This window comes from Halalkalibaculum roseum (assembly GCF_011059145.1).
In the GTDB taxonomy this organism is placed as follows: Bacteria; Bacteroidota; Rhodothermia; order Balneolales; family Balneolaceae; genus Halalkalibaculum; species Halalkalibaculum roseum.
In genome coordinates, this window is sequence record NZ_JAALLT010000001.1 from 369112 (window position 1) to 392395 (window position 23284).

The window sequence follows — 23284 nt, forward strand, 5'->3', positions numbered from 1 at the left end:
AATGAATAGACTTTTTATGGTGCTAAAGGCAGGCATAATGATTCTGCTTATAGCACATACTTCGGTGGCGCAGCAGGTGTCCGGTACTGAAACCGCCGCTACGGCTATTAATAATAGCAACCTTCCATTTGTTTTGCCGGACAGTGCGGTCAAGCCATTGCGAAGCCTGGTCGATGAAGAATTGCAGAATAGTCTTATTGCTACTCTTTCTGCTAATCCGAAATGGAAAAAGCTTATTGATCAAAAGAAAATGGCCCTGGGCCTGGTTGATTTACGGGATCTCACGGATATTAATTTTGCCCGTATCAACGGAAATTATATGATGTATGCGGCCAGTCTGCCTAAGATCGCTATTTTACTTGCGGCCATGGATGCTTTTGAAAAGGGAGAATTGAAGGAGACGGAAGAAATACGCAAGGACCTTAAATTGATGATCAGCAGATCTGACAACCGTGCCTCTACCCGCATGATTGACAGGCTGGGCTATGAAAAAATTGAATCCGTGATGACGGATCCAAAATACGCCCTTTATGACGAGGATTATGGTGGTGGTTTGTGGGTTGGGAAACGGTATGCCAGTGCCGGAAGAAGATATCCGGACCCGATTAAAGGACTGAGTCATGCTGCCACCGCCTCCCAGGTGAGCCGATTTTACTATTTGCTGGCATCAGGACGATTGGTAAATGCCGAGCGATCTAAACAGATGCTGAACATTTTGGAAGATCCGGCCCTGCACCACAAGTTTGTAAATACGCTCGATAAAATAGCACCGAATGCTCGGTTGTTTAGAAAGTCCGGTTCCTGGAGAAATTACCACTCCGATTCTATTCTGGTCTGGGGTGCTCCCTCCAGACGTTATATTTTGGTAGCTTTGATTGAAGACCCCGACGGAGAACAGATCATGCGTAAATTGGTGGTACCTGTTGAGCAGGTACTCAACAATTTTACGGAATCCGGTCAATGAGGCATACAAACAGGTTGTTCAGTAAGCGAGAAAGGTAATGCCGTATATTAAAGAAGCGCTTAAAGCACTGCTTAAAAGGGTATTTGGGATACGGGATGGCGAATACCGTACAGCCATTCTTATGCAGTTTAATATATTCCTGCTGATCGCTACGCTGCTTATCGTAAAGCCAACCGTAAACGCGCTTTTCCTGGCCAGATTTGGTGCTGAGAGGTTGCCGGAAGCTTTTATCCTGGTTGCCGTTACCGCCCTGTTGATTTCCACGGTTTATGCCCGTCTGATAGGAAAGACCCGTCTTAATTATATTATTGAACGCACCCTTCTAATTTCGTTCGCTACCCTGGTTCTGTTTTTAATACTCCTTCGGTTGAATATTCTGGAGGGTTGGGTACTCTACCTGTTTTATATCTGGGTGGCTATCTTTGCGGTACTCTCTTCCTCACAGTTCTGGATTCTGGCCAATCTCGTCTACAACGTAAGGGAAGCCAAACGACTGTTCGGGTTTATTGGAGCCGGTGCTATAGCCGGGGGCATCTTCGGAGGATACCTTACCAACCTTCTGGCCCCGGTGATAGGCAGTGAAAATCTCATTTTTATCTCGGCCACCTTTTTGCTTTTATGTATTCCAATTACCCGCCTGATCTGGAAGGAGAATATCAGCTCGCTTACCGTATTCCGGAGAAGGCGGCGGTTGCGGGAGTATGGAGAGCACCCTCTAAAAACCATATTATCATCGCGGCACCTCAGCTACCTGGCAGCGATTATTGGGGTAAGCGTGATTGTAGCTAAACTCGTTGATTTTCAGTTTAGCGACATCGCCCACCGGGCAATAACAGATGCTGATGAACTGGCTGCTTTTTTTGGCTTTTGGTTTTCAACGATCAACTTGCTTTCCCTTGCCGTACAGCTGTTTCTGACTTCTCGTTTGGTTGGAACGCTGGGTGTCGGAACCTCCCTGCTTTTTTTGCCTTTCGGCATTTTCCTGGGAGCCGTGACTTTGTTCTTATTTCCAGAATTATGGGCGGCCATAGTAATAAAAACAGCTGACGGCAGTCTTAAACAGTCCATCAATAAGTCGGCTACCGAACTGTTGGGATTGCCCATCGATATGGAAATCAAGAGTAAAACCAAAACATTTATCGATGTAGTGGTTGACAGTACGGCTACGGGCATAGCCGGATTTATCCTAATATTTATTGTTATTAGTCTTGATCTATCCACCCGTTTTGTAAGTGCAGCAATAATTTTACTGATCGGTATCTGGATCTATCTTATTTACAAGGTGAGAAGAGAGTATCTGAGGTCATTCAAATTTCGCATGGAAGAGGCTTCTGACGGTGATAGGCTCAGTCCTGAGCAGGTTTCAATTGATTCTATTGTTCAGGGTATTGAAAAGGTACTGGTAGACGGATCAGAGCAGCAGATCCTATACCTGCTAAAACAGGTTCGGGAGTTCAGCAACGATCAATTGTTTGATCACATCTCTGAACTCCTCGGCCATCCCAGCAGCACCGTACGCGCTGAAGCTATTAGAACGCTCTATCATTTTAGGAACAGAGATCTGGTCGAACGGATCAAGCCGTTTATCAACGATCCGGCCTATGAGGTAAAGAAAGCCTCATTTGAATACCTGTTTGAACATGCTTATGAGGATGCTTCTGACTTGCTGAGCATTTACCTGGATCACTCCGATCAGGAGATTGCCGATGCGGCACTGGAAAGCCTGGCCGTTGAGACCCGGGATAACGAAACACTGAAAATTAAATACGATTTAAAGAAGCGGATCCGGGATCTTATGGATGCCGTCGAGGGACTCTCAGACACCCGTGCCCATAAAACAAGAAAGCTGCGCCTGCTGGACATCCTGGGCAACGCTAATATCCCTGAATATTACCCTTACATCAGGTCCAGTTTCTCTGAGGATGATCCGGAGGTGGTTGGCAGAGCGGTAGAAAGTGCAGGAAACAGTTTCAATCATGATTTTCTATCTTCACTCATCGGTTTTCTTGCTTCCGATACTCTACGGCCCAAAGCCCGATCAGCTCTCGTAAAGTATGGAGCGCCGGTCATTGATCCCCTGGTTGAAGCTGTGGTTCAGCGTACCTACTCCATGGAAGCCCTGCGCTCGGTGCCATCCGTAATTGAACATTTTGACACCCAAAAAGCAGTTGCCGCTTTATTTAATTTGTTGGATGAGGATGATTATTTACTGCAGATGAAAGCTGTAAAGTCCCTGAACAATCTAAAATCGTCACACCCGGAGTTACGGTTCAATAAGAAAGAAGTGGCACGTCGAATTTTGGAGGAGGGGAAAGTATATCTCAGCACATTATCTGCGATGCATACCCAAATTATACTGGCCTACAAAAGACAGAAACGGGGATCTGAAGAAGAGAACACACAGCTAACCGAGGCGCGCAGAAACCTCATCGAACTACTCGAAAAACGTCTTGACAATGATCTCGAACGAATTTTTGGGCTGCTGGGCCTTAAATACCCGCCAGACGATATCGGGAATGCGCTCGAAGGCATACGCAGCAATAAACCTGAACAGCGCATCAATGCTATAGAGTTTTTGGATAACTTACTAGAACCGGACTTGAAACGCGTTCTTATTCCCATTGTTGAAACTACGATTCTGGATGCTATTTCCGAAGAGACTTTAGACTCCCTGAATTTGGAAATTCTATCTGAGAAAGAGTGCTTTGAATTGTTGCTTGGGGGAAATGATCAGCGTATCAAACTTGCTGTGCTGCAACTCATTGCACTGCTTGGAGATGAGAAATACATGCCTGTAGTAAAACCCTATACGGAAAGTGATAATCCAACTATTCAATCGGGTGCCAAGGAAGCTTTGGTTAAGCTTTCACAGATTTAAGTTATAAGGTATTGGGTATAGGGGGGGGAGTGGTGGTTATAGGGTGATATGTTGGAAGTTTCGCCTATGAATTGCTTTTGATGAGCTTATCAATTCTTGAGGCGAGGGTAAAGTGGTCGGAGGCTGAATTTTTTTTGAGCACGTTCGACATCAGGCAGACCAGGTAAACTCTCCCATCAGGTTGCTCTACTATTGACACAGAATTCATGTAATTGTAAACATTGCCCATATATTTTCCGCACTTGAACCCTTCTTCCTGCTGGCATTTGTATAGACTCCCGGACTTAAAATAAACGGCAGCATCGGTTAATGCCGGAGAAGCAGCATAGCGAATTCTGCGATCGGTCATGTACATAAGTCGCTTCATTTCCAGACTGGATTTTTCATCAACGAACTCACCCTTTTCTATAGCAATTAAGAATTTCATTAAACCCAGCGGTGTACCGATACTGCCACCGGAAGGAGGTATAATCTGGCTGGCACCGGATGTAAACAACCTGCCCAGCCGCCACTCTTCATTTCCAATTCCTATCTCTCGTAAAGGCTCATTGACTATGGCCATTGCAATTTTAGAGAGTTCTTTTTTAGGTGTCGTTTTAAAGTAGCGGTTGGCTTCTTCTTCAGTGAGTTGCGGGTACTCTTTCCCGTAAACCCTCATCAAAATACTCTCACGCCAAACCACACTAGCGGCCCCGTTATTGCTGACGGACAACATGTGATCGGTCCACTCATAAAGGGAAAACACATCACTTTCTTTAACCCTTCTATTTTCAAACGTACCGGTTTCGGGATCGTAAACCGGTATTTCATGTTCATCGTATCCGCCCCAGGAACCGGCCATAACTTTTTTGGTTCTTAGGAGCTCCTGTTTTTTTGCAAAGGAGTTTGGGAAAACGGTATCCAGTTCATTAAATAATGCCGCAAGCACGGCCAGTTTGCCCACACTTCCCGGCTGGTATCCTCTTTTTTCTTTTAGTTGGGCATATTTTATCGTCCTCCCCGGAGTGATATCCAATAAAGTAATGGAGTAGCTCTCATCCAGGGTCGGGAAAATGTCTCTGACCGATTTTTGGAGCTGAGGGTCGGGTTCGGGTAATCCCGACAGGCTGTCTCCCCTTGCATCCGTTAAATGAAGCCTTATATCAGTGATGGATTTTTGGGCACCCGGGGGAGGCTTCGGGGCATCAATTTCTCCGTTCACGATACGCTGCAGCCTTAACAGCCTGTTTATACCGGTCTCTTCATAGCCGTCTATGGGATATACAGATTGCTCAGCGGTAGCAAAGAGGGCGATTAATATGGTCAGGAAAACCCGTAAGCTGGTCGTCATAGTTTGGTTGAGAGCTTAATCTTTTTGTTTCTACCTATTTTAGGTGTTATTGACTCTAAATAGGCTGAGCTGGCTGCTTTTTTATTTTCAACGAATGGTCTCACCTGAAACAGCCAGAGCTTGTCATTTTTAAAACCTAATTCAATATCATAAGGTCCTTCTGATCCGATTCCGGGTGTATTCGGCAATACCTTTTTTACGGTATTCGCCAGCTCTCTTATGGCATCCATATTCTTCTTATTGAGTATGGCTTGGTCAAAAGCTGCTGTTTTTTTCTGCAGGCCTCCTGCAAGCGGAAGTACATTATAATACGGTTCCCTGGAGGGAGCAATAAGTACCGCTTCCCCTGAGGGCATAATAAGATAAGATTCGGCAACCTGTCCGTCGACGGCCCCTCCGGCCCCGCGGCTAAAGGCAATGGTAAGATCTCCGGAATTTCCTGAGCTGACTCCTTTAGTAATGAGCACCCCGGAATAATCTACATCCACACTGGGGATGATTAGCAGAGAGGGATACACATTTTCGGGATTGAGCAGGTACTTTTGGCGCCATCGGAAACTTCTATCGGTATAAGGCGATGCCCAAACGTCTTTGATACCCTGGATGATTTTATTCTTTTCCAGAACGTTAAACACCGTCAGGTTCAGTCCGGCTCCGGTAAAATCCTTCAGGTCCTCCATATTGGTATCACTGCGTATGAATACAGGTACTTCCCCCATTGGCTTGCCGAGAATAGATTCAAAGCGCCGGCTTAATTCTTCTTCAAAAGCCGGAAGCAGCGGCATTTTTTTGATGGCTTCACGGAGTATTCCCAATTTCTGAATCTGGAAATTTTCCACCTCAGTTTCGGAGGTGCCATTGTTTCTCATCTTCTCGGCCTGTTCAAAGGTCTCATTTAAAAACTGCCAGTAGCTTTGGTTCTGTCCCGGCATCTGTTGCTCCATATGCTTGCGGAATATTCCGAACGGGAGTACCAAGCCTTCAACTACATTTTCAGGGAAGGTGCTTTTCAGCTGTCCCAGGTTAGCGGCTTTGGGACCATAGACCTTACCGGAATTGGCTGACCGTACATCACGCAGGTCAAGTACGGATGTTTGGTTCAGATCAATATTTTCAACCGGCACGCTGATTTTATCCTCGTTTCTCGTCTTGACCGTAAACAGCGCTTTCTCTCGTGCATTCATCTCCGATGCCGGTTTCATGATCACCGTTCCTTTACGGGAAACGGCATAGAAAACCATTTCCCCGGAATGAGATTTCAACTCTTCCAAATTGAAATTCGAGAGCACGGCATTGGGGATTCCCAGGTTTCGGGCAAGCAGCTGAACATGTGAAACCAGGTTCCCTTCCGAAACAGTGGCAATACCTGCAACGGGTTTAAGGTCGGACGGAGGTCGTTCAAACACATATATTTTATCAGAGGATACTTCTATCTCGTCCGGCGATCCGGATACCACTACTAGTTCCCCGAAAGCGAATCCCGGGTTCAGACCCCGAATTTGGCTCTGATTGGCAATACCCAGCACCTTGTTGTTCAGGCCGGACTGCTCGGCAATAAAATCCCCCAGGCGGCTGACATTAGTGCCAAGAGGAAGAAGAGCGGACGATCGAATACGATCATCGATAAAACCGTGAGCCAAGGGTTCAAAACCTTGAAAAAGGGTTACGGTTTCCTGATAAACCGCTTTTACCGTACCTGTGCCCCATTCAACCTGGCTCCTGGCCAGCTGCATGTAACGGTTCAAAGCTTCTATAGTGAGTGCCTCAGACTCTGTTGGCTTGAGCTGCGGAGAAATTTGTTGCCACTCCCAAAGCTCAATATAGCCGGCTCCGGTTCCCGCTTTGCCCAGTACGAATATGTTACGCAGCAGTTCCTTGAGATTTGCCGGTTGCCAGTTGGCGGCATCAATATAAATTTGTTCTTCCAGGTAATTAGAAATATCAAGCAAGGTGAGTCGGGCAGCGGCATTATTTTCCTTCAAAATGTTGTTACGTATTACAAATAACAGATCGGCGTAAGCCGCTATTCGGTCACCGGGTGATTCCTGTTCCAATGATGTACCAATAAAATTGGTCAAGGAGTTTTTCAGAGGTGAGGATGCAGGCAGTTGAGAAGTATATTCACGCAGCCTCTGTTTTTTGTCCGGATGGAAAAAGTCCCTCATGGTTGCTACCAATTCATCAAGCTGCTCAACGGTTTCCGTATTCATCTTTGCGGCGTGTTGTCGCTTGAAGGTCAAGACCTTTTCAATATCAGACTCCTGGGGTTGCCCGTGAATTTTGATACGCAAATCCATGAAGGGCGGGTATTGTTCAGCAATGACCTGAGACTGGCTCCGCATTAGCTGTGCCTGGTTGACATCTCCACGGTGAGGGATATCCTTGGCAGCCTGACGGATGAGAAAAAAATGTTGGCGAAGTACTTGATCATCAGACAGTAATTGATTGAAAAAATCAATGCCCCAGGCACTTTCATCCTCAGCTTGAATAGCCCCGCGGTAGAATTGCGCCTTGCGTAGTATCCAACCGTTATCAATGCTGCGTAGATACTGTTCAAGCTGATATTGTTTCAGCCGTGAGTGGTTATTCGCTGTATCCCAAAACGATTGATAATCGGTGGTTGCCAGTATTTGACCAAGAAATAAGTGGTTGGTTTTTTGTAGCGTAACGACTTCATCCTTGTAACGAGCCCGCTGTTTGCCGCCTCTTTGCGGACATCGTTCCTGGGGAGGAACAACAGAACCATCCGGGCAAAACCATCTCAAATCTTTGTAAGGCCCTCTTGGATCTTCTTTGTACGCATCAATTCGCTTTTTTATGGTAGCACTCTCTGTTTTCTGAGCCCAAAGCGGCGCCGCCAAAAAGAGGAAGAGAAGTACCGGTAAAGAAACTTTAATTGTCCCGGAAGTGGTAATCATCTTTTATGAATTTGTTATTAGAATATTCCCTGATTTATCAAATAGTCAGGTTGCCGGGATGTCAAACGGGTTTGCCTACGATACTTGTAACGTCTAATCAATAGTAAATAGTTTAACGCATAAAACATAGCTAGACAGAAAGGGTATAAAAAAGGCGAATCCCGAATTGAATCAGGATTCGCCTCAAAGAGAATACTACTTATTAGAATTACATTCCGCCTTTCACAGGATGTGATTCTGCTCTACGGTTTTTCTCGCAACCTTTCTCTGGAGTTTGATCCATGCAAGGAACAGGAGCTTTACCTAATCCTCTGGATTCAATGCGATCGCTGGATACTCCATTGTTGGTATAGAAGTCAACAACAGAAGCGGCACGACGCTGGCTGAGTCGCAGGTTGTACTGATCGCCACCTACGTGGTCAGTGTAAGCATCAATGCGAACATTGAAGCTTGGTGCGTTGGTCAGCTTGCGTACGTTCTCTGTAAGAATTCGAGCTGCTTCGTCTCGGATATCTGACTTATCAAAAGCGAAGGTAATGGTACCGAGATCTCCTTCTTTCAGTCGTGGAGGATCGTTTGGATCATTAGGATCGGTTCCGTCCTGAATCTCTTGTCCGTCGGAAATACCGTCTCCGTCAGAATCAGAGTTATTTGGATCGGTGTTGTACTCATTGATCTCTTCATAGTCATTGAGTCCGTCTCCATCAGAATCGGCATTGTTTGGATCGGTACGATATTGGTTAACCTCTTCGCCGTCAGTTAGTCCGTCACCATCGGTATCGGCATTCAATGGATCGGTATTGTGGGAGTTAACTTCTGCGCCGTCATTAAGTCCGTCACCGTCGGTGTCGGCTTTAAGAGGATCGGTTCCATAGTTGTTAACTTCGGCACCGTCCGTAAGGCCATCACCATCGGTGTCTGCATTATTTGGATCTGTTCCGAGATCGGCTTCCTGCGCATCAGTCAGGCCGTCGCCATCGGTATCAACCGCTTCAGTCTGAACCGGTTCGCTAGAACCGCATCCGTACTGAATGGCAGAACCGCCAACGAGCAAGAAGGTTACCAGTAATAAATTAAGAGCTCTTTTCATTGTAATATTACTCCTCTGAGTTTGTTTTTATTTGATGTAATGATTTATAGTAAAAGTCGTAAATACCCTATTGTTACGTACTAAGATATAGTTAAAATAACGATAGTCTTTAATTCTAACAAAAATTGGTATTTCGTTAGCATTAATTTCAAAATCCCTATATATTTGGTGCCTCAAATGGGGCTATAGCTCAGCTGGCTAGAGCGTCGCGCTGGCAGCGCGAAGGTCCGGGGTTCGAATCCCCGTAGCTCCACATCGTATTGTCAATAATAAACTTATTTCAAACGTTACACAACGTGTTTGTTGATTGAAACTTTTTTAAGGATCAAAAGTTCCGAATGATTTTAAGGAACCCATTGCAGGCACATCTTTTCCCGTTAAAGGTTACTCGCAAACAGGTTTCCGAATAGATTTTTTTATTGTCAAGAACGTTTGCGAACTACACGAAATGACACTTATATTTGAGACTCGAGGGTAGGCCCCACGCAGCCAGCTCCCTCTGAACTCCGTCAGGACCGGAAGGTAGCAGCGGTAGGAGGTCGTAGCGGCGTGATGTGGGTTGCTTACCCTCTCTTTTTTTGTTACCACATATCCGCACAGATTCGTTTCTCATCCTTTCTTATTCAAGATCTCACTAAATTTTTAGCCGCAGATCTGCACGGTTTATGATTGTCCCCCCTTAATGTTATACCGGTTCGTGAAATAAAGCACGTTAAATGTATTCCTTCTGTGAAAATCTGCGGCTAGAAAATATCCGTTTAATCAGTGTTCCATGATGTCATTGGCAATATGCTCGGCGTGCACGCGAGTGTTTTCGATGAAGAGTGAACTGGTATCCATGCCCCCGCACACCACACCGGCAACATAAACCCCTTTCCTATTGGTTTCCAAGGTTTGCTCATCGAAGACCGGCATTTTCTTTTCATCGTCAGTCAGCTCAATACCGAACTTTTTCATAAGGCTGAAGTTCGGTTTGTAGCCGGTCATGGCTAGCACAAAGTCATTGGCTATAGTTACTTCGCCATCAGGAGTGCCGAGAACCACCTCTTTGGGCTTAATCTCTTTCACCTCCGTGTTGAAGTAGGCGGTAATCTCATTTTTCTTGATCCTGTTTTCAATGTCAGGTTTCACCCAGTATTTAACCGACTCCTTAATTTGCGGGTAGCGTACCGCAAGCGTTACGTTGGCATTGGTCCGGTAAGTTTCCAGGGCCGCATCCACCGCAGAGTTGCCGCCTCCAATCACCAGCACATTCTGCCAGGCATAGGGGTGGGCTTCATCATAATAGTGGGTGACCTTATCCAGGTCCTCACCGGGAATGTTCATCTTCTTGGCGATGTCATAAAAGCCGGTGGAGACCACCACTTTATCAGCTTCATAGCTACCCTTGTCAGTCACTACGGTAAAATTACCGTCGCTGCCTTTTACATCCTGCACCTCTTCATAGACGTGAATATCCAGATTGTAACTCTCAGCTGCCCTGCGATAATATTCCAGGGCTTCCCGGCGTGTTGGCTTAGGCCCATGCGATATAAAGGGCACTCCTCCAATTTCCAATCGTTCGGAGGTAGAGAAAAAGGTCATGTCTTTCGGGTAATGGAAGATGCTGTTGACCACACATCCCCGTTCAATGATTTTGGATTTTATTCCTTTCTGTTTGAGAGCAATTGCAGTGGCGAGCCCGATTGGACCGGCACCTATGATGATGACCATGTAGCTGTGCTTAATTTGGCGGTTTTAAACTTGTTTAGACAAATTACCAAAACAAGGCAAAGTCCCGAACAGTTTCAATGATTAGTTGTTGAGTTGGTGAGTGGTTGAATTGGTGAGTTGGGAAATTCGGGTTGCATTTTTGATCGGTTAATCGACAACCAACTCAATTTTGCGGGTTCTGACAAGCCGGTCTTCTCCTGTTTCACCGACGGGTCGGAATTCAAAAAAGAGATCGTAAGTACCGCTGCCCAGTTCTGACAAGGATAAAGCAAATAGTTGAGTGTTGCGATCGCTATTCAACTTATCATTGACGATTGTTACGCTGGGTTTGTCGCTTGGACGTTTATTACCCAACAACCAGCGATGTTTCTCAAAATAGTAGGTAAAGGAGTAACCCTCTTCAGGTATATTATAAGCTTCGAAATAGACCATCAGATCGGTATTCGGTTCAAAGGTGCGATCAAGTGTGGGCGTGATGGGAACACGGGCATCATCGAATTCCTGCTCCAGTCCCAAAATAATATCACTGATCAACAAGGTATCCTCTTTGTTAAAAGATTCAGGCCAGGTCAGCTTTTTTCTTCCGGTGGTTGATACTATAGCCGAAGCTTTTTGGGTAACTTTTCCCGGGATGGTAACCCCGTAGTATGTAGTGTCTATGAGCTCCGAAGAATAAAAAGCGTTAAACTCGTTGAGTGGTTCTTCCAATAAATAGAGTGAAGGCACAGAAAGCAGGGAATCAGTTACTTTTTTGGGATCCTCAATATTTGCCGCGAGATTCCAATTTTTATCATAAACCGAAATTCTGTTGCTTAAAAAGAGCGATTCCTTATTCTTCATATGTTCGTTAGTGGGGTTAGGCTGTAAGGCCAGTACAATCTGTTGCTTCCCGTCCTGGGCAAGGAAACGATAGATCTCTTGTTGTGTGGACAGGATTCCATTTTCGGTTACTGCTGTTGTTTTGCTGCCCGGTGCAGCCATCAGATTGTTATTGATCTGTACCCTAGAAAGCGGATCGGCGATGAAGGGAGCCTGTATAAATTTGTTGGTTCCTGAGTAACCGATACTGTAGGCACTCAGACTGGTCTGCATACTTGAATACATATTGCTAAAATGAGTATGAAGAGGGGCCAATTGCTGGTAAACGCCATATTGAGCGACGTTTTTTGAAAGTTTACGCATTGTGCTTTGATTTCGAAATCCTGATGCACCCAGCTGAACCCTAATATTCTCCGGTATCAGTTCCATAGGACTTTTGCGCAATCCATATTCTCCCCATCCATCTCTTTCACCGAAAAGCAGGAAAAAATCATCTCCCAGCTCGGAGTACTCCCAAATTTCAATATCTGACTGGATCACATTTCCCAGCTCAAAATCAAATGTTTCGCCCTCAGGACCTATAACCAAATTCAATCGCAGGGTTTTTAATGTTCTACTATCAGGCATTCCCAGGCGGACATAGTATACTCCACGTTCATCAGTTCCATAGGGAGGCTCTTTAGTTATGGTAAAGTTGTTCCGTGCATAATGTATGCGCTGCCAATGTTCTATGAGGCGTTCGTTTTCCTTTGTTGATACATAGGGGTCATTTATCTCCCAAAATCCGACAATATTTTGTAAAGCTTGTCGGTCCTCATTCTCAATGAGTTCCTTCCATCTCTTCTGTAAGGAATCCGGTAGCAACGGTTTTATCCTTTCGAACTCAGAGAGTATTGTTTCTTTCTCACTGCTAAAATCCGCGTTTCTCAAGCTCCAATAATAAAAATCGGTAGCCAGCTGGTAAAATCGCTGGGCATCACGTTTGCTGACTTCTGATAAGAGATCTACAGAAAGCTGCAGGTCGCTTTCCCCGGCTGACCAACAGATGTTGGCTTGGTTTATGTAAATACCCAGCGAATCTACAGAACTTGTCTGGGCATTGGCTACTTCAGTGTTAGGAATAACTGTGAGTAAAACAGGTATTAGTAATACCAGCGAAAACCTTAGCTTGACTGAGCGTCGCTCTTGTAACATGATTGGAAAACTTTAGATTATACCCTAGCACTTAAAGTACCATGCTCTTTGATGAACGAAATAGCATATTCATGTGAAGATTAGTCGTTTACAGCACTTTATGCAAATATTCAATAATCACATAGTTTAGCCAGCCTCGCGGTTCGCTGCGGAAGCCGACATGCCCGCCTTCGTCTGTTATCACATAATCCAGTACCGGGTTCTCCCTGATTTTATCCACGGGCATACCGGAAATAGGACAAAGTGGATCCTGATCACTGTGTATCAGCAGGGCCGGCTTGCGGATGTCTGAGACGAATTTTCGGGCGGAGCAGCGGGCATAGTAGTCCTCTGCATCCGCAAATCCATGAACTTTGGAGGTGACCTGGTCGTCAAAATCGTAGAGTGTTGATCCCGTAAACCGCGGAAGATCCGGGTATTGCCGGCGCTTTTCATCCAGCTTCCTTCGCAAGGTTCTCAAAAACCGGTAATCATAGACACGGTTAAAGCCCTGTGATAGATTGATTGAGCCCAGACGCAGATCATAAGGTACAGAAACCGCAACGGCAGCATCGGCAGGATGACGGTCCATCTCTTCACCCAGCGATTTGAGCAGGGCATTCGCCCCCAGAGAGAAACCGGCTGCACCGATCTTCTTTCCCGGAAAAGTTTTCTGAATCCACTTAAAGAAGGTAGCATAGTCTTTGGTTTCCCCGGAGTGGTAAAAGCGAGGTTGTCGGTTCAGCCTGGAACCGCAGCTTCGGAAGTTCAGGGCTGCTACCGAGAACCCCACTTCCTTCAGGTCTGCAGCCAGCTCGGTCATGTAGTAGCGTTCCGTGGATCCTTCCAGTCCGTGAAAGAGGGCAATAACCGGGTTGTCATTCTCCTGGTCAATGACATCAATTTCCAGGAAGTCGTCATCAGGAGTAGTTATTTCCACCCGTTTTTGATAGGGAGGATGCACGCCGTCCAGAAAGGAGCAGGCAATGGTATGCACATGTCCATTCATACACCACGAAGGCGAACGAAACGCAGGAATATCGTGCAAGCTACTGGTTAAAATCATGGAACTAAAATAATAGCTTACTATGAAAGGTAAAATAGAACACGGAAACCACAGATTGTTTCGGATTAATTCTACAATCTGTGAAAATTGGTTGCATCAGTGTCATCTGTGTTCTATTCATTAGGGATCATTTCGTATCTTTGGTCCAAAATATTTTCAAGATTATCAATTTAAGCTACAGATGACCAATAGATTTGACGAAACACCGACCGTATCGACCGATTCGAGCAAGAAAACCGTAGCAGCTTCCCGTGTACGTATGAATGAGCTTGTGATGCCCAATGATACCAATCCGCTTGGCAACCTGATGGGTGGCCGCTTGCTGCAGTGGATGGACGTCTGCTCTGCCATCTCTTCCCAGCGCCACTGCAATCGGAATGTGGTGACGGTATCCGTAGATAACGTAGAGTTTAAAAGTGCTATCAAACTCGGTGAGGTGGTAGTGATTGAAGCAGAAGTGACCCGGGCTTTCAACTCCTCCATGGAGGTGGCCATGCAGGTTTGGGCAGAGAACATGCGTACAGGAGAACGGCGACTCTGCACAACCTCTTTTTACACCTTTGTGTCGGTGGATGCTGACGGACGTCCGGTACCGGTACCCAAGATTATCCCGGAAAGCGATTTTGAAAAGGAGCGATACGAACAGGCAGAAGACCGGCGCAGCATGCGACTGAAGATCTCCGAGCAGAATAAAGAGGCCCAGAAGAAGAGCAAGTCGAATTAAATAGAAGGGTTTAAAAATTGGTATATTTGGTCTATTGATTACTTAACTTATTGCATCTATGACTGAACAATCAGTTAACGGTAAGCCCGCCAAGCGCATCGCAGCCCTGGACCTAGGCACCAACTCCTTCCACGTGGTGCTGGTTGACATCTACCCCGACGGCAGTTTCCGAACGGTCGATAAGCTCAAAGAGATGGTCATTCTTGCCGAGAAAGGAATGGATAACCGGTTGAGCGAGGACGCCATGGATAGAGGGCTGGCTGCTTTAAAGAAAATCAAAATCCTTTGTGACAGCCAGGGTGTGGAGCGGATCCTGGCCTATGCTACCAGCGCCATCCGGGAGGCGGAAAACGGCGGGGAGTTCATTCAGCGTGTGATCGACGAAGTAGGCATCAAACCATTAGCCATTTCCGGGCAGATGGAGGCCAAACTCATCGGACATGCGGTTCGCCACTCGGTCTCTATAGGGAATAAACCGGTACTAATGGTAGATATTGGTGGAGGGAGCGTTGAATTTATTGTGGCCAATAATGTTGAGTTTTTCTACTCAGTCAGTAAAAAGCTGGGAGTAGCACGGATGGCCGCACGTTTCGTAGATCATGATCCCATCAGCAAGGAAGAGATCAACAAATTAAAACAGCACTTTAAACAGGAACTGATGGATGTGGCGGCAGTGCTGAAAGAGTTTAATGTCGACACCATCATCGGCTCGTCGGGTACCATGGAAAATATTGCCGCGATGATAGCCGATCGAAATTCGCTTACTGCCTCGATGACTCTAAATGAGCTGCAGTTTTCCGCTAAGGAGTTCAAGAAATTTAATAAATCCTTTCTGAAGCTCGACCGGACCCAGAGATTGAAAGAAGACGAGCTGGAAGAAAAGCGTGTGGATATTATTGCGCCCGGCATGGTACTGCTCGATTACCTGATTCGCACATTCAATATTGAACAGGTCAAGATTTCGGAGTCAGCCCTGAGAGAAGGTATGGTGCTTCACTACATTAAGAATGAAAAGAATAATCTGGACCTGGAGTTACATGCCAGTTTTTCCGATCCGCGTCGTCGAAGTGTCTATGAGCTGCTGAGAAAGTGCGACTGGCATGAAGAACATTCCGTCCATGTTTCGAAAATGGCCCTCAAACTATTTGATGAACTCAGAGAAGAGTTGGAACTCCCGGAAACGGATCGCGAGTTGCTGGAGTATGCCACCTATATGCATGATATCGGCTATTACATATCTCATAGAAAGCATCACAAGCATGCCCTGTACATCATTCGTAATGCCGACCTGAAAGGTTTTAAGGAGGATGAAATTGACATCATGGCCAATGTGGCACGATATCATAGACGTTCTACACCCAAAAAGAGACACAAGCGCTACCGCAAATTGGATAAGGAACTGAAGGACAGGGTGAAGAAACTTTCCGGCATCCTGCGTGTTGCCGACGGACTCGACCGCAGCCACTATCAGAATGTGCAGAAGATGGAAATAGTGAATAATGAGGATGATATCACGCTGCTCATCACCACGCAGAGTGATCCGGAACTGGAAATCTGGGGTGCCATGCGGAAAAGCTATCTATTTGAAGAGGTGACCGGCAAGAGCCTGCAAATACATCGCAAAGAGATGGGAGAAGTTATTGAGATGACACAGCCGGATCCATTTCCGGAGCGGAAATCCTGATAAACAAACCGGAAATTTTCATTTGATTGAGAACGTTTAGTTGAAGTTCTTTATAGCTTGTTATTTGTAAGACAGCCACTATAGAAAAGTTAAATCCGTTTTTTCATGAGTATCTTTTTGAAAGCTATCAGTTCTCCCAGAAAGCATCTTTTGGGCTTATTTCTAACAATTTTGGTAAGCATCTTTCTTTCATCGGCAGTCTTTGCTCAAGGCAGCGAATCGATGAAACAATCAGAGCGAATCAAACCGCTGCGCACAGATGTGGGTATCCTTGGACTGACCGCAAACTTTAAGTGGTTGAATGATTTCACCTACATGGGCAACAAAGTGCTGGAATCCGATGACAATAACACGGAGCTGGAAATCGAATTCCGGGACGTTCGAACCATGTCACCGCGTGCCGCTATCGGCTTCCAGGTGCTGACCAGTTTTTATGCGGGAGGATCCGATTTGGGTGTAGGCAGCTGGGGACTTGGGCCTGTATTTCGTGCCTATCCATTGGCTTATAAGCTGGATCAATGGCAGCCTTACTTTCAAACTGACGCTCTATTTGGAAACAATATGGCCCTTGGAGAATTGTCAGACACCCGCAACGGCGGTGACGGATTCAGAGTCAGACTGGGACTTCGCGGTGGAATTGCTTACCGGTTTACCAACGAGTTTGGAATTTTCGTAGAGGGCGGCCCCGACTGGGAAAGCAGTCGTTTTTTCAAAGCCGACGCCCGTGCCTGGCAAATAAACTTTGGGATAGATCTGTATCGGTTTAATTGAGCCTTGTCAGAGGTTTAGTACACTTCCAAAGTGTACTAAACCTAAGAAAGGAGACCTCTGTGAACCTCCGCGCTCCTCAGTGCAGCTCTGTGTTATAATTTACTCTATTCTTCAACAAGCTTATAAACATTCCCATCAAAGCTGCAGATATAAAGCTCATTATCGGCATCCGTTCCAAAAGAAGAGATATTCAGATCGGTATCCAACAACTCACTGTTTGAAGGATTATCAATATCCGAAATATCCAGCGCCCAGATCCTGCCGGAACTGAAATCGCCGTAAATATAAAGCCCTGTGAGTCCACTAAGTGATGAACCCCGGTAGACATAGCCGCCGGTTATTGATTGGCCTTCACTATGGTCATATTCCCATATAGGGAGCGTCAGTCCTGACTGGTCACAACTACTGGAATTATAGCAATGGGCGCCCTCCATGATATTCCACCCATAGTTGTTCCCGCTTTCAATGAGGTCAATCTCTTCATACTGGTTTTGTCCCACATCAGCCGCAAAGAGACGGCCGTTGTCACTGTCAAAGCTAAAGCGCCATGGATTGCGCAGACCGTAGGCAAAGACTTCTTCCCGGTAGCCCTGGTTGTTTCCTACAAAAGGATTGTTTCCGGGAATGGCGTAGTTGTTTCCGTTTTGGGAACCGTCAACATCAATTCTTAAAATATTACCAAGCAGTGTAGAAGGATCTTGCCCATTATTATCAGGGTCGCCACCCGATCCTCCGTCACCGGAAGCAATGTACAGGTAACCGTCAGGACCGAAAGCTAAATGTCCGCCATTGTGATTGCTATACGGCTGATCGTACTGCAAAATGAGAGTCTCGCTATTTGGATCGGCCTGGTCGGGATTACTACTGACCTCAAATCTGCTGATTATGGTATCCCCATTGCCATCGGTATAGTTTACATAGAATAAACCGTTGTTTTCATAATTTGGGTGAAAGGCGAGACCCAACAGTCCGCGTTCGCCGCCCGAAGAAATTCTTCCGCTTATATCAAGAAAAATACTCGTGCTTGTTGTTGAAGCATCATTATCGAAGACACGGATCGTTCCGCTTTGTTCCACTACAAACAGCCGGGCGGATCCATCCCCGGCATCTGTTATATATAACGGTTGAGAAAAGGAGAGATTCGGGAAAGCATCTTCGGTCTGATAGGTTACGGAACCGGGTGGGGGATTATTCCCATTCGGATCGGTGGGTTGATCGGAGCCTGAGCAGCCGATAAGTAATGACAGTGCTATAGTAATAATTAGCAGGCGCATAGGACAAGGGTGGTCAATTAACAGGTATAGTGTATGCTTCTCTCTAACTGTTTATAACTTTTTCCGGGTAATTTAGTTCCTGATGCTATTTCACAGAGGTACACAGAGGATACTCAGTGTACCTCTGTGCTACTCTGTGAGCCTCTGTGTAATAACCTTTTATTGGCAATCAAGGTTAATATCCCTGAGCCTGCCCGTCCTTCCGCGATTCCGAGCCTCCATAATACACGCCATCCTTCAGCATGATACCCTGGTAACCACCGTATCCGCCGGCATCATAGGCCACGTCATGTCCTTTCATCATCAATCCTCGAACTACCGACCACGGATAGCCTGACTCCAGGCTTAGTGTACCGTCGCCTTCAAGGTAGTCATCGGCATCGTCAGTAGGCTGTGTAGATCCGGTATGTCTCCATCGGGCCGCATCACCGGCCTCCTGCACGTTCATTCCAAAGTCAATCATATTGGTTACGATCTGCACGTGTCCCTGCGGCTGCATACCTCCGCCCATCACTCCGAAGCTCATAAAGGGTTCTCCGTCTTTCATGATAAAGGCAGGTATGATGGTATGGAAGGGCCGCTTGCCCGGTTCGTAGACATTGGCATGGTCCGGATCCATAGAGAAGAGTTCACCGCGATCCTGGAACACAAATCCCAGGCTCGGTACCACAATCCCGGATCCCATACCTCTGTAATTACTCTGGATGAGCGAAACCATGTTACCATCCTTGTCAGCTGTCGTCAGGTAAATGGTGTCACCGTTTTCAAGTATGGATGTCCCGGCCCTAATATTGCTTCCGGCATATTCACCGATCTCTTCTCTGCGTTCGTCGGCATACTCTTCTGACAACAACTTCTCAAGAGGGACATTTGCAAATTCCATATCAGCATAGAGCTTAGCGCGATCTTCAAAGACCAGTTTCTTGGCCTCGGTCATGTAGTGCAAGGCTTCCACGCTTCCATAGCCCATGGATGAGAGATCATAGGCTTCCAGAAGCTGCAGCATCTGCAGAGCCGCAATTCCCTGTCCGTTCGGAGGCAGCTCATAAACATCGTAGCCCCTATAGTTTACCGACACGGGATCCACCCACGTAGAGGTGTGTTGCTCAAAGTCTTCTTTGCGCAGGTAGCCCCCGTTTTCACGCATAAAAGCGTCAATTTTATCGGCTATCTCGCCCTCATAAAAAGCATCCCGGCCCTGGTCAGCAAGCATTTGATAGGTGTCGGCCAGCTTCGGACGTCTCATCATCTCTCCTTTCTCCGGACCTCTTCCGTCGATGGTCATCTCCTCTCTAAAAGCACCCGGTCGGTCGCCGTGAATTCGGGCGCCGATCTGCCAATAATAGGCTATCAATTCACTGACAGGAAATCCTTCCCTGGCATAATTAATTGATGGTTCGAGTATGTCCTGCATGGGCATGCTTCCAAGACGGTCATGAAGTTCGAACCAGCCGTCAACAGCCCCCGGTACTGAGATGGGTAGTACACCATAAGCAGGGATGCTTTCCCGATCTCTCTTTTCCAGTTCGCTTTTCAGATCATCGTAGCTCATGCCAAGGGGGGAACGTCCGCTGGCATTTAACCCGTAGAGCTTCTGATCTTCCTCAGACCATACGATGGCAAACAGGTCTCCGCCTATTCCCGAACCGGTAGGTTCCATGAGTCCAAGTGCGGCGTTGGCCGCGATGGCAGCATCGATGGCATTACCCCCATTTTTCAATACCTGAATCCCAATCTGTGTGGCCAGGGGCTGGCTGGTAGCGACCATTCCATTTTGACCGATTACCTCGGAACGGGTGGCAAAGGTCTCGCCCGTCAGGCGATCCGGCTGAGCCTGAACACTAAGCGTGGAAAGTAAAAGAAAGATGAAAAGAGAAGTAAGATACGTGGACTTCATAAAGAGCTGTTTTTATTAGAGACTAAGATCTAAACAATACTAAATATGAGGCAGGAATGATGTAAAAATATTTAGTCTTGAGTCTTGAGTTGTGAGTCTTGAGATTTGGTGTAGTACACTTCCAGAGTGTCCTACACCTGAGTTTAGCATAATTTTAGCCATAGCTAGCTGTACCACTGAGTTTCACAAAGTCCCTCGGAGTTACCCAGAGTCACTTACCTCAAGACTGATAAATCAAGACCAAAGACTACCTTAATTCTTATTCAAATCATCGTGCGGGCGCTTTAGCTCATCGGGCATTTCACGCTCCTGGTCTTTATAGATCTGACGCAGGTAGCTATTACGACGGGCGGTTCCTTTCTTAATACCGTAATAAGTGCCAAGGAATGCAGCAAAAACAATCGTAGCGGTGAATACAAACTGCTGGCTACCCAGTCCGGTATCTTTGGTGTAGATCCAAGCCAGGGTGGGTGCTACCATCAGAACGGCAAGGGTGTAGTGAAGAGCGGGTACGCGTTCCGATTTCAGGGCAAAGCGGCGATTGACCCCGAATCCCAGGTTCAGAAATACGAAACCGTAGGCCAATAGAACAAGGTACCCTGTTGAGCCGGGTTCACTAACGTAAACCAGGAAGCTGTTGGTAAAAATAATTATCAGTAGTCCGATGACCAGGGCTCCGGTAGTATAGGCAAACACGCGCTGCCAGTGATCCATATTGAGTAGAGACTTTGTACTTTTGTTTGTTCCCTGTGAAAATACCAACTATGAAGGGAAACTGGAAGTTTGATGTTGGAAGGTGAAAGGCAGAAGGCAAAAGTGAAAAGGGAGAAGGGAAACAATAAAATTAATCTGTGCAATTCTGCGGCTACAACCTATTTCTGGGAGAGCCACTGTTCGGGGTCGAGGTTGGTAACCGATTCCCTTACTATAAAATAAATAGACTGGCCGCGGACCGAATCTTCATCACCCGACAGGCCGATCATATCTCCCTTCTTCAGAACATCCTGTTTGCCGACCATTACCTGACTGAGGTTTCCATAGGCGGTTATAAACTTTCCATGGCTCACCATCACCACATCGCCGTAGCCGGTAAAGGGCAGTACATCAATCACATAACCGTCATGCACGGCTCGTACAGGTTCCCTGGGATTGGTAACAATTTCAACACCCAGATTCGCAGTTACTGTGCCGTAAACAGGGTGTCTCCGTTGTCCGAAGTGTTCGGAAATTGTTCCGCTCTCCACCGGCCAGGGAAGGCTGCCTTTTTCCTTAGCAAAAGATGTTTCTATCTGGTTTAGCTCCTCATCGCCCAGAAAGTTTTCCCGGGAAATGGGCTCTGAGTATTTAGCCACTTCCCGCTCTCGCTCGGCTTCGTCTTCGATATCGCGGGCTTCCGCCAGCTTTTCCATGCGCTCCTGTTCCAGACGACGAATGTTCTGTTCCTGTTCTTTGCGTATCCGCTCTATCTCCAGGTAGGTTGAGGCGAGTACGTTATTGAGTTTCTCTTTCTGGTTTTCTTTTTCAGCTTTTTGAGCGCGGATTGTTTCTACGTCCTCCCGAAGCAGCTTAACATTTTCCTCTTGCTGTTCCTTCTTCTTATCCAGCTCCTGCTTTTCGGTTTTGATTTCTGCCAGCACTTCTTCGTTCTTCTCGCGGGTTTGCTCGAGCTGTTCACGGTTGCGCTGCAATTCTTCCTGGGTCTCCTCTATTTTGCGTGCCTGCTCCTCGCGATACTCCTCAAACTTATTGATGTAGTAAGAGCGAACCAGCATCTGGTTAATGGAGGCCGATGAGAATATCAAGGCAAGCTGTGAGCTGCGCCCGTGTTTATAGATATAGGTAAGAGTCTTTTTATAGTTTTCTATGAGTTGGTCCAGCCTTTCCCGGTTCTTCTCAATTTCCCTGCTCGTTACCGTAATCTCTTCACGGATATGCGACTGCTCGGTTTGTAGCTTGCTTATTTTCTCTTCCTGAAGGGCAAGGATGCGTTTTAAGTCTTCGAACTGCTCGTAGAGCCGGTCGTACTTCTGTTCGGCCAGGTTTAGGCGTTCTTGGAATTGGTTAATCTGTTCGTTTATCTGACGAATTTCCGCACGGGTATTTTGCTGTTTTTCTACCAGTTCCTCACGCTGTTCTCTAAAATCCCTCTGCTGTGCGAAGGCGAGCCCGGGCAGGACAAAAGCTGCCAGCAATAGCAAAAAACCGAATCGTTTCATCGATAGTAGATCTTGGTATTTTTAGGGAGTTCTATTTCGAGCTCTTCCAGCTCCGGATTTACCTCAAGTGACTGAACCAGAAGGTTTACCTTCGACTTTTTATCCGCACTAAAGATAGTAATTCTTCGCGGAAGCTTGAACCCATTAATTTCAGAGTAGGCCTCATACTCAATGCGTGAGTAGGGGAGCCTGCTTGAAGGCGGTTGTTCCACCTGCTGAATGAGTCCGTTATCTTTATCCACGAAAACCCGTGCACCGCTGTTTAGCTGCAGCCGGTAGTGATCTTCATTCTCAAAAACCGCACTGATCTGGGTTGAATCAACCGTAAAATTGATGATATCCAGGATATTTAGTGATGCCAGGTTATTGATTCGTTCAAGACTCCCTTCCCGGATGGATATCTTACGGGCAAATTTGTCAATTTTATTATAAACCAGTAGCGAATCGCCATCCGTAAGCAGCTTGCCTCCCTCGATACCGATACCATTTCTGACGGTGACCAGACTTTTCTCCCGGTTGCTGGAGAAGTAAATGGTAACACGCTCGTTATTGCCGGGCTCGCTGACAATGGCCTTCCCCTTTCCTTTTAGAGTAGCCAGAGAAACTGAATAATCGGGGATGCTACTCGTAATCCGATTGGCTTCCACCGAAGTCGATGTGAACCCGGAATCACGGGCGGTCTCTTTTGACGTGCTACATGCAGCAGTGATAAGTACCGGCAGGATCAGCAGGTATAATATTCTTTTCTTGGGATTATAAAGCACCGT

16 protein-coding genes, 1 tRNA gene and 1 other RNA gene are annotated in these 23284 nt (G+C 46.4%); 7 read left to right on the top strand and 11 right to left on the bottom strand.

Annotated elements, in window-relative coordinates; genetic code table 11:
- Window position 1: 1 nt before the first annotated feature.
- Together G3570_RS01505 and G3570_RS01510 are read left to right on the top strand one after the other, a co-directional pair.
- Window positions 2-964 carry a serine hydrolase gene (locus tag G3570_RS01505; protein ID WP_249066570.1) on the top strand — a complete coding sequence of 321 codons (963 nt, stop codon included), beginning with the start codon at window positions 2-4 and terminating at the stop codon, window positions 962-964.
- A gap of 37 nt (window positions 965-1001) precedes the next feature.
- Window positions 1002-3842: an Npt1/Npt2 family nucleotide transporter gene (locus G3570_RS01510; RefSeq protein WP_165138472.1), complete on the top strand. Its 2841-nt coding sequence runs from the start codon at window positions 1002-1004 to the stop codon at window positions 3840-3842.
- A gap of 64 nt (window positions 3843-3906) precedes the next feature.
- On the opposite strand, the gene G3570_RS01515 is transcribed toward G3570_RS01510, so the two are convergent.
- From G3570_RS01515 to G3570_RS01525, 3 genes are all read right to left on the bottom strand, one after another.
- A complete protein-coding gene (locus G3570_RS01515; protein WP_165138474.1) occupies window positions 3907-5172 on the bottom strand; it encodes a serine hydrolase in 1266 nt (421 codons plus the stop codon).
- Window positions 5169-8090, bottom strand: coding sequence for a PEP/pyruvate-binding domain-containing protein (locus G3570_RS01520; RefSeq protein WP_165138476.1), 2922 nt, complete (start codon window positions 8088-8090; stop codon window positions 5169-5171). Before G3570_RS01520 ends, G3570_RS01515 begins: the two co-directional genes overlap by 4 nt.
- 208 nt (window positions 8091-8298) lie before the next feature.
- Complete coding sequence (locus G3570_RS01525; RefSeq protein WP_165138478.1) at window positions 8299-9180, bottom strand: OmpA family protein; 882 nt, start codon at window positions 9178-9180, stop codon at window positions 8299-8301.
- Window positions 9181-9359: 179 nt separating this feature from the next.
- On the opposite strand from G3570_RS01525, the gene G3570_RS01530 reads away from it, so the two are divergent.
- Together G3570_RS01530 and ffs are read left to right on the top strand one after the other, a co-directional pair.
- Window positions 9360-9433: transfer RNA gene (locus tag G3570_RS01530), tRNA-Ala, on the top strand.
- 219 nt (window positions 9434-9652) lie between these two features.
- An RNA gene (gene ffs, locus G3570_RS01535) (signal recognition particle sRNA small type) lies at window positions 9653-9752 on the top strand.
- 190 nt (window positions 9753-9942) lie between these two features.
- On the opposite strand, the gene G3570_RS01540 is transcribed toward ffs, so the two are convergent.
- From G3570_RS01540 to G3570_RS01550, 3 genes are all read right to left on the bottom strand, one after another.
- On the bottom strand, window positions 9943-10893 hold the full coding sequence (locus G3570_RS01540; protein ID WP_165138480.1) for a YpdA family putative bacillithiol disulfide reductase: 951 nt from the start codon (window positions 10891-10893) through the stop codon (window positions 9943-9945).
- 147 nt (window positions 10894-11040) lie between these two features.
- Complete coding sequence (locus G3570_RS01545) at window positions 11041-12906, bottom strand: GWxTD domain-containing protein (protein WP_165138482.1); 1866 nt, start codon at window positions 12904-12906, stop codon at window positions 11041-11043.
- Window positions 12907-12994: 88 nt separating this feature from the next.
- A complete protein-coding gene (locus tag G3570_RS01550) occupies window positions 12995-13951 on the bottom strand; it encodes a YheT family hydrolase (protein ID WP_165138484.1) in 957 nt (318 codons plus the stop codon).
- 181 nt (window positions 13952-14132) lie between these two features.
- Between G3570_RS01550 and G3570_RS01555 the strand changes: the two genes are divergently transcribed.
- From G3570_RS01555 to G3570_RS01565, 3 genes are all read left to right on the top strand, one after another.
- Window positions 14133-14675 carry an acyl-CoA thioesterase gene (locus tag G3570_RS01555; RefSeq protein ID WP_165138486.1) on the top strand — a complete coding sequence of 181 codons (543 nt, stop codon included), beginning with the start codon at window positions 14133-14135 and terminating at the stop codon, window positions 14673-14675.
- 58 nt (window positions 14676-14733) lie between these two features.
- Window positions 14734-16359, top strand: a complete 1626-nt coding sequence (locus G3570_RS01560) for a Ppx/GppA phosphatase family protein (protein ID WP_165138488.1) — start codon at window positions 14734-14736, stop codon at window positions 16357-16359.
- Window positions 16360-16464: 105 nt separating this feature from the next.
- Window positions 16465-17130 (top strand): hypothetical protein, encoded by a 666-nt coding sequence (locus tag G3570_RS01565; RefSeq protein ID WP_165138490.1) that lies wholly within the window; start codon window positions 16465-16467, stop codon window positions 17128-17130.
- A 104-nt stretch (window positions 17131-17234) separates the two neighbouring features.
- Here the strand turns inward: G3570_RS01565 and G3570_RS01570 are convergent, their stop codons facing one another.
- The 5 genes from G3570_RS01570 to G3570_RS01590 all read right to left on the bottom strand — a co-directional run bounded on the left by G3570_RS01570 (window position 17235) and on the right by G3570_RS01590 (window position 23281).
- Window positions 17235-18404 carry a PQQ-dependent sugar dehydrogenase gene (locus G3570_RS01570; protein WP_165138492.1) on the bottom strand — a complete coding sequence of 390 codons (1170 nt, stop codon included), beginning with the start codon at window positions 18402-18404 and terminating at the stop codon, window positions 17235-17237.
- A 175-nt stretch (window positions 18405-18579) separates the two neighbouring features.
- Window positions 18580-20301 (bottom strand): gamma-glutamyltransferase, encoded by a 1722-nt coding sequence (gene ggt, locus G3570_RS01575; protein WP_165138494.1) that lies wholly within the window; start codon window positions 20299-20301, stop codon window positions 18580-18582.
- A 252-nt stretch (window positions 20302-20553) separates the two neighbouring features.
- Window positions 20554-21015 (bottom strand): hypothetical protein, encoded by a 462-nt coding sequence (locus G3570_RS01580; protein WP_165138496.1) that lies wholly within the window; start codon window positions 21013-21015, stop codon window positions 20554-20556.
- 158 nt (window positions 21016-21173) lie between these two features.
- Window positions 21174-22517, bottom strand: coding sequence for a murein hydrolase activator EnvC family protein (locus tag G3570_RS01585; RefSeq protein ID WP_165138498.1), 1344 nt, complete (start codon window positions 22515-22517; stop codon window positions 21174-21176).
- A complete protein-coding gene (locus G3570_RS01590) occupies window positions 22514-23281 on the bottom strand; it encodes a DUF4292 domain-containing protein (protein ID WP_165138500.1) in 768 nt (255 codons plus the stop codon). Before G3570_RS01590 ends, G3570_RS01585 begins: the two co-directional genes overlap by 4 nt.
- Window positions 23282-23284 lie beyond the last annotated feature (3 nt).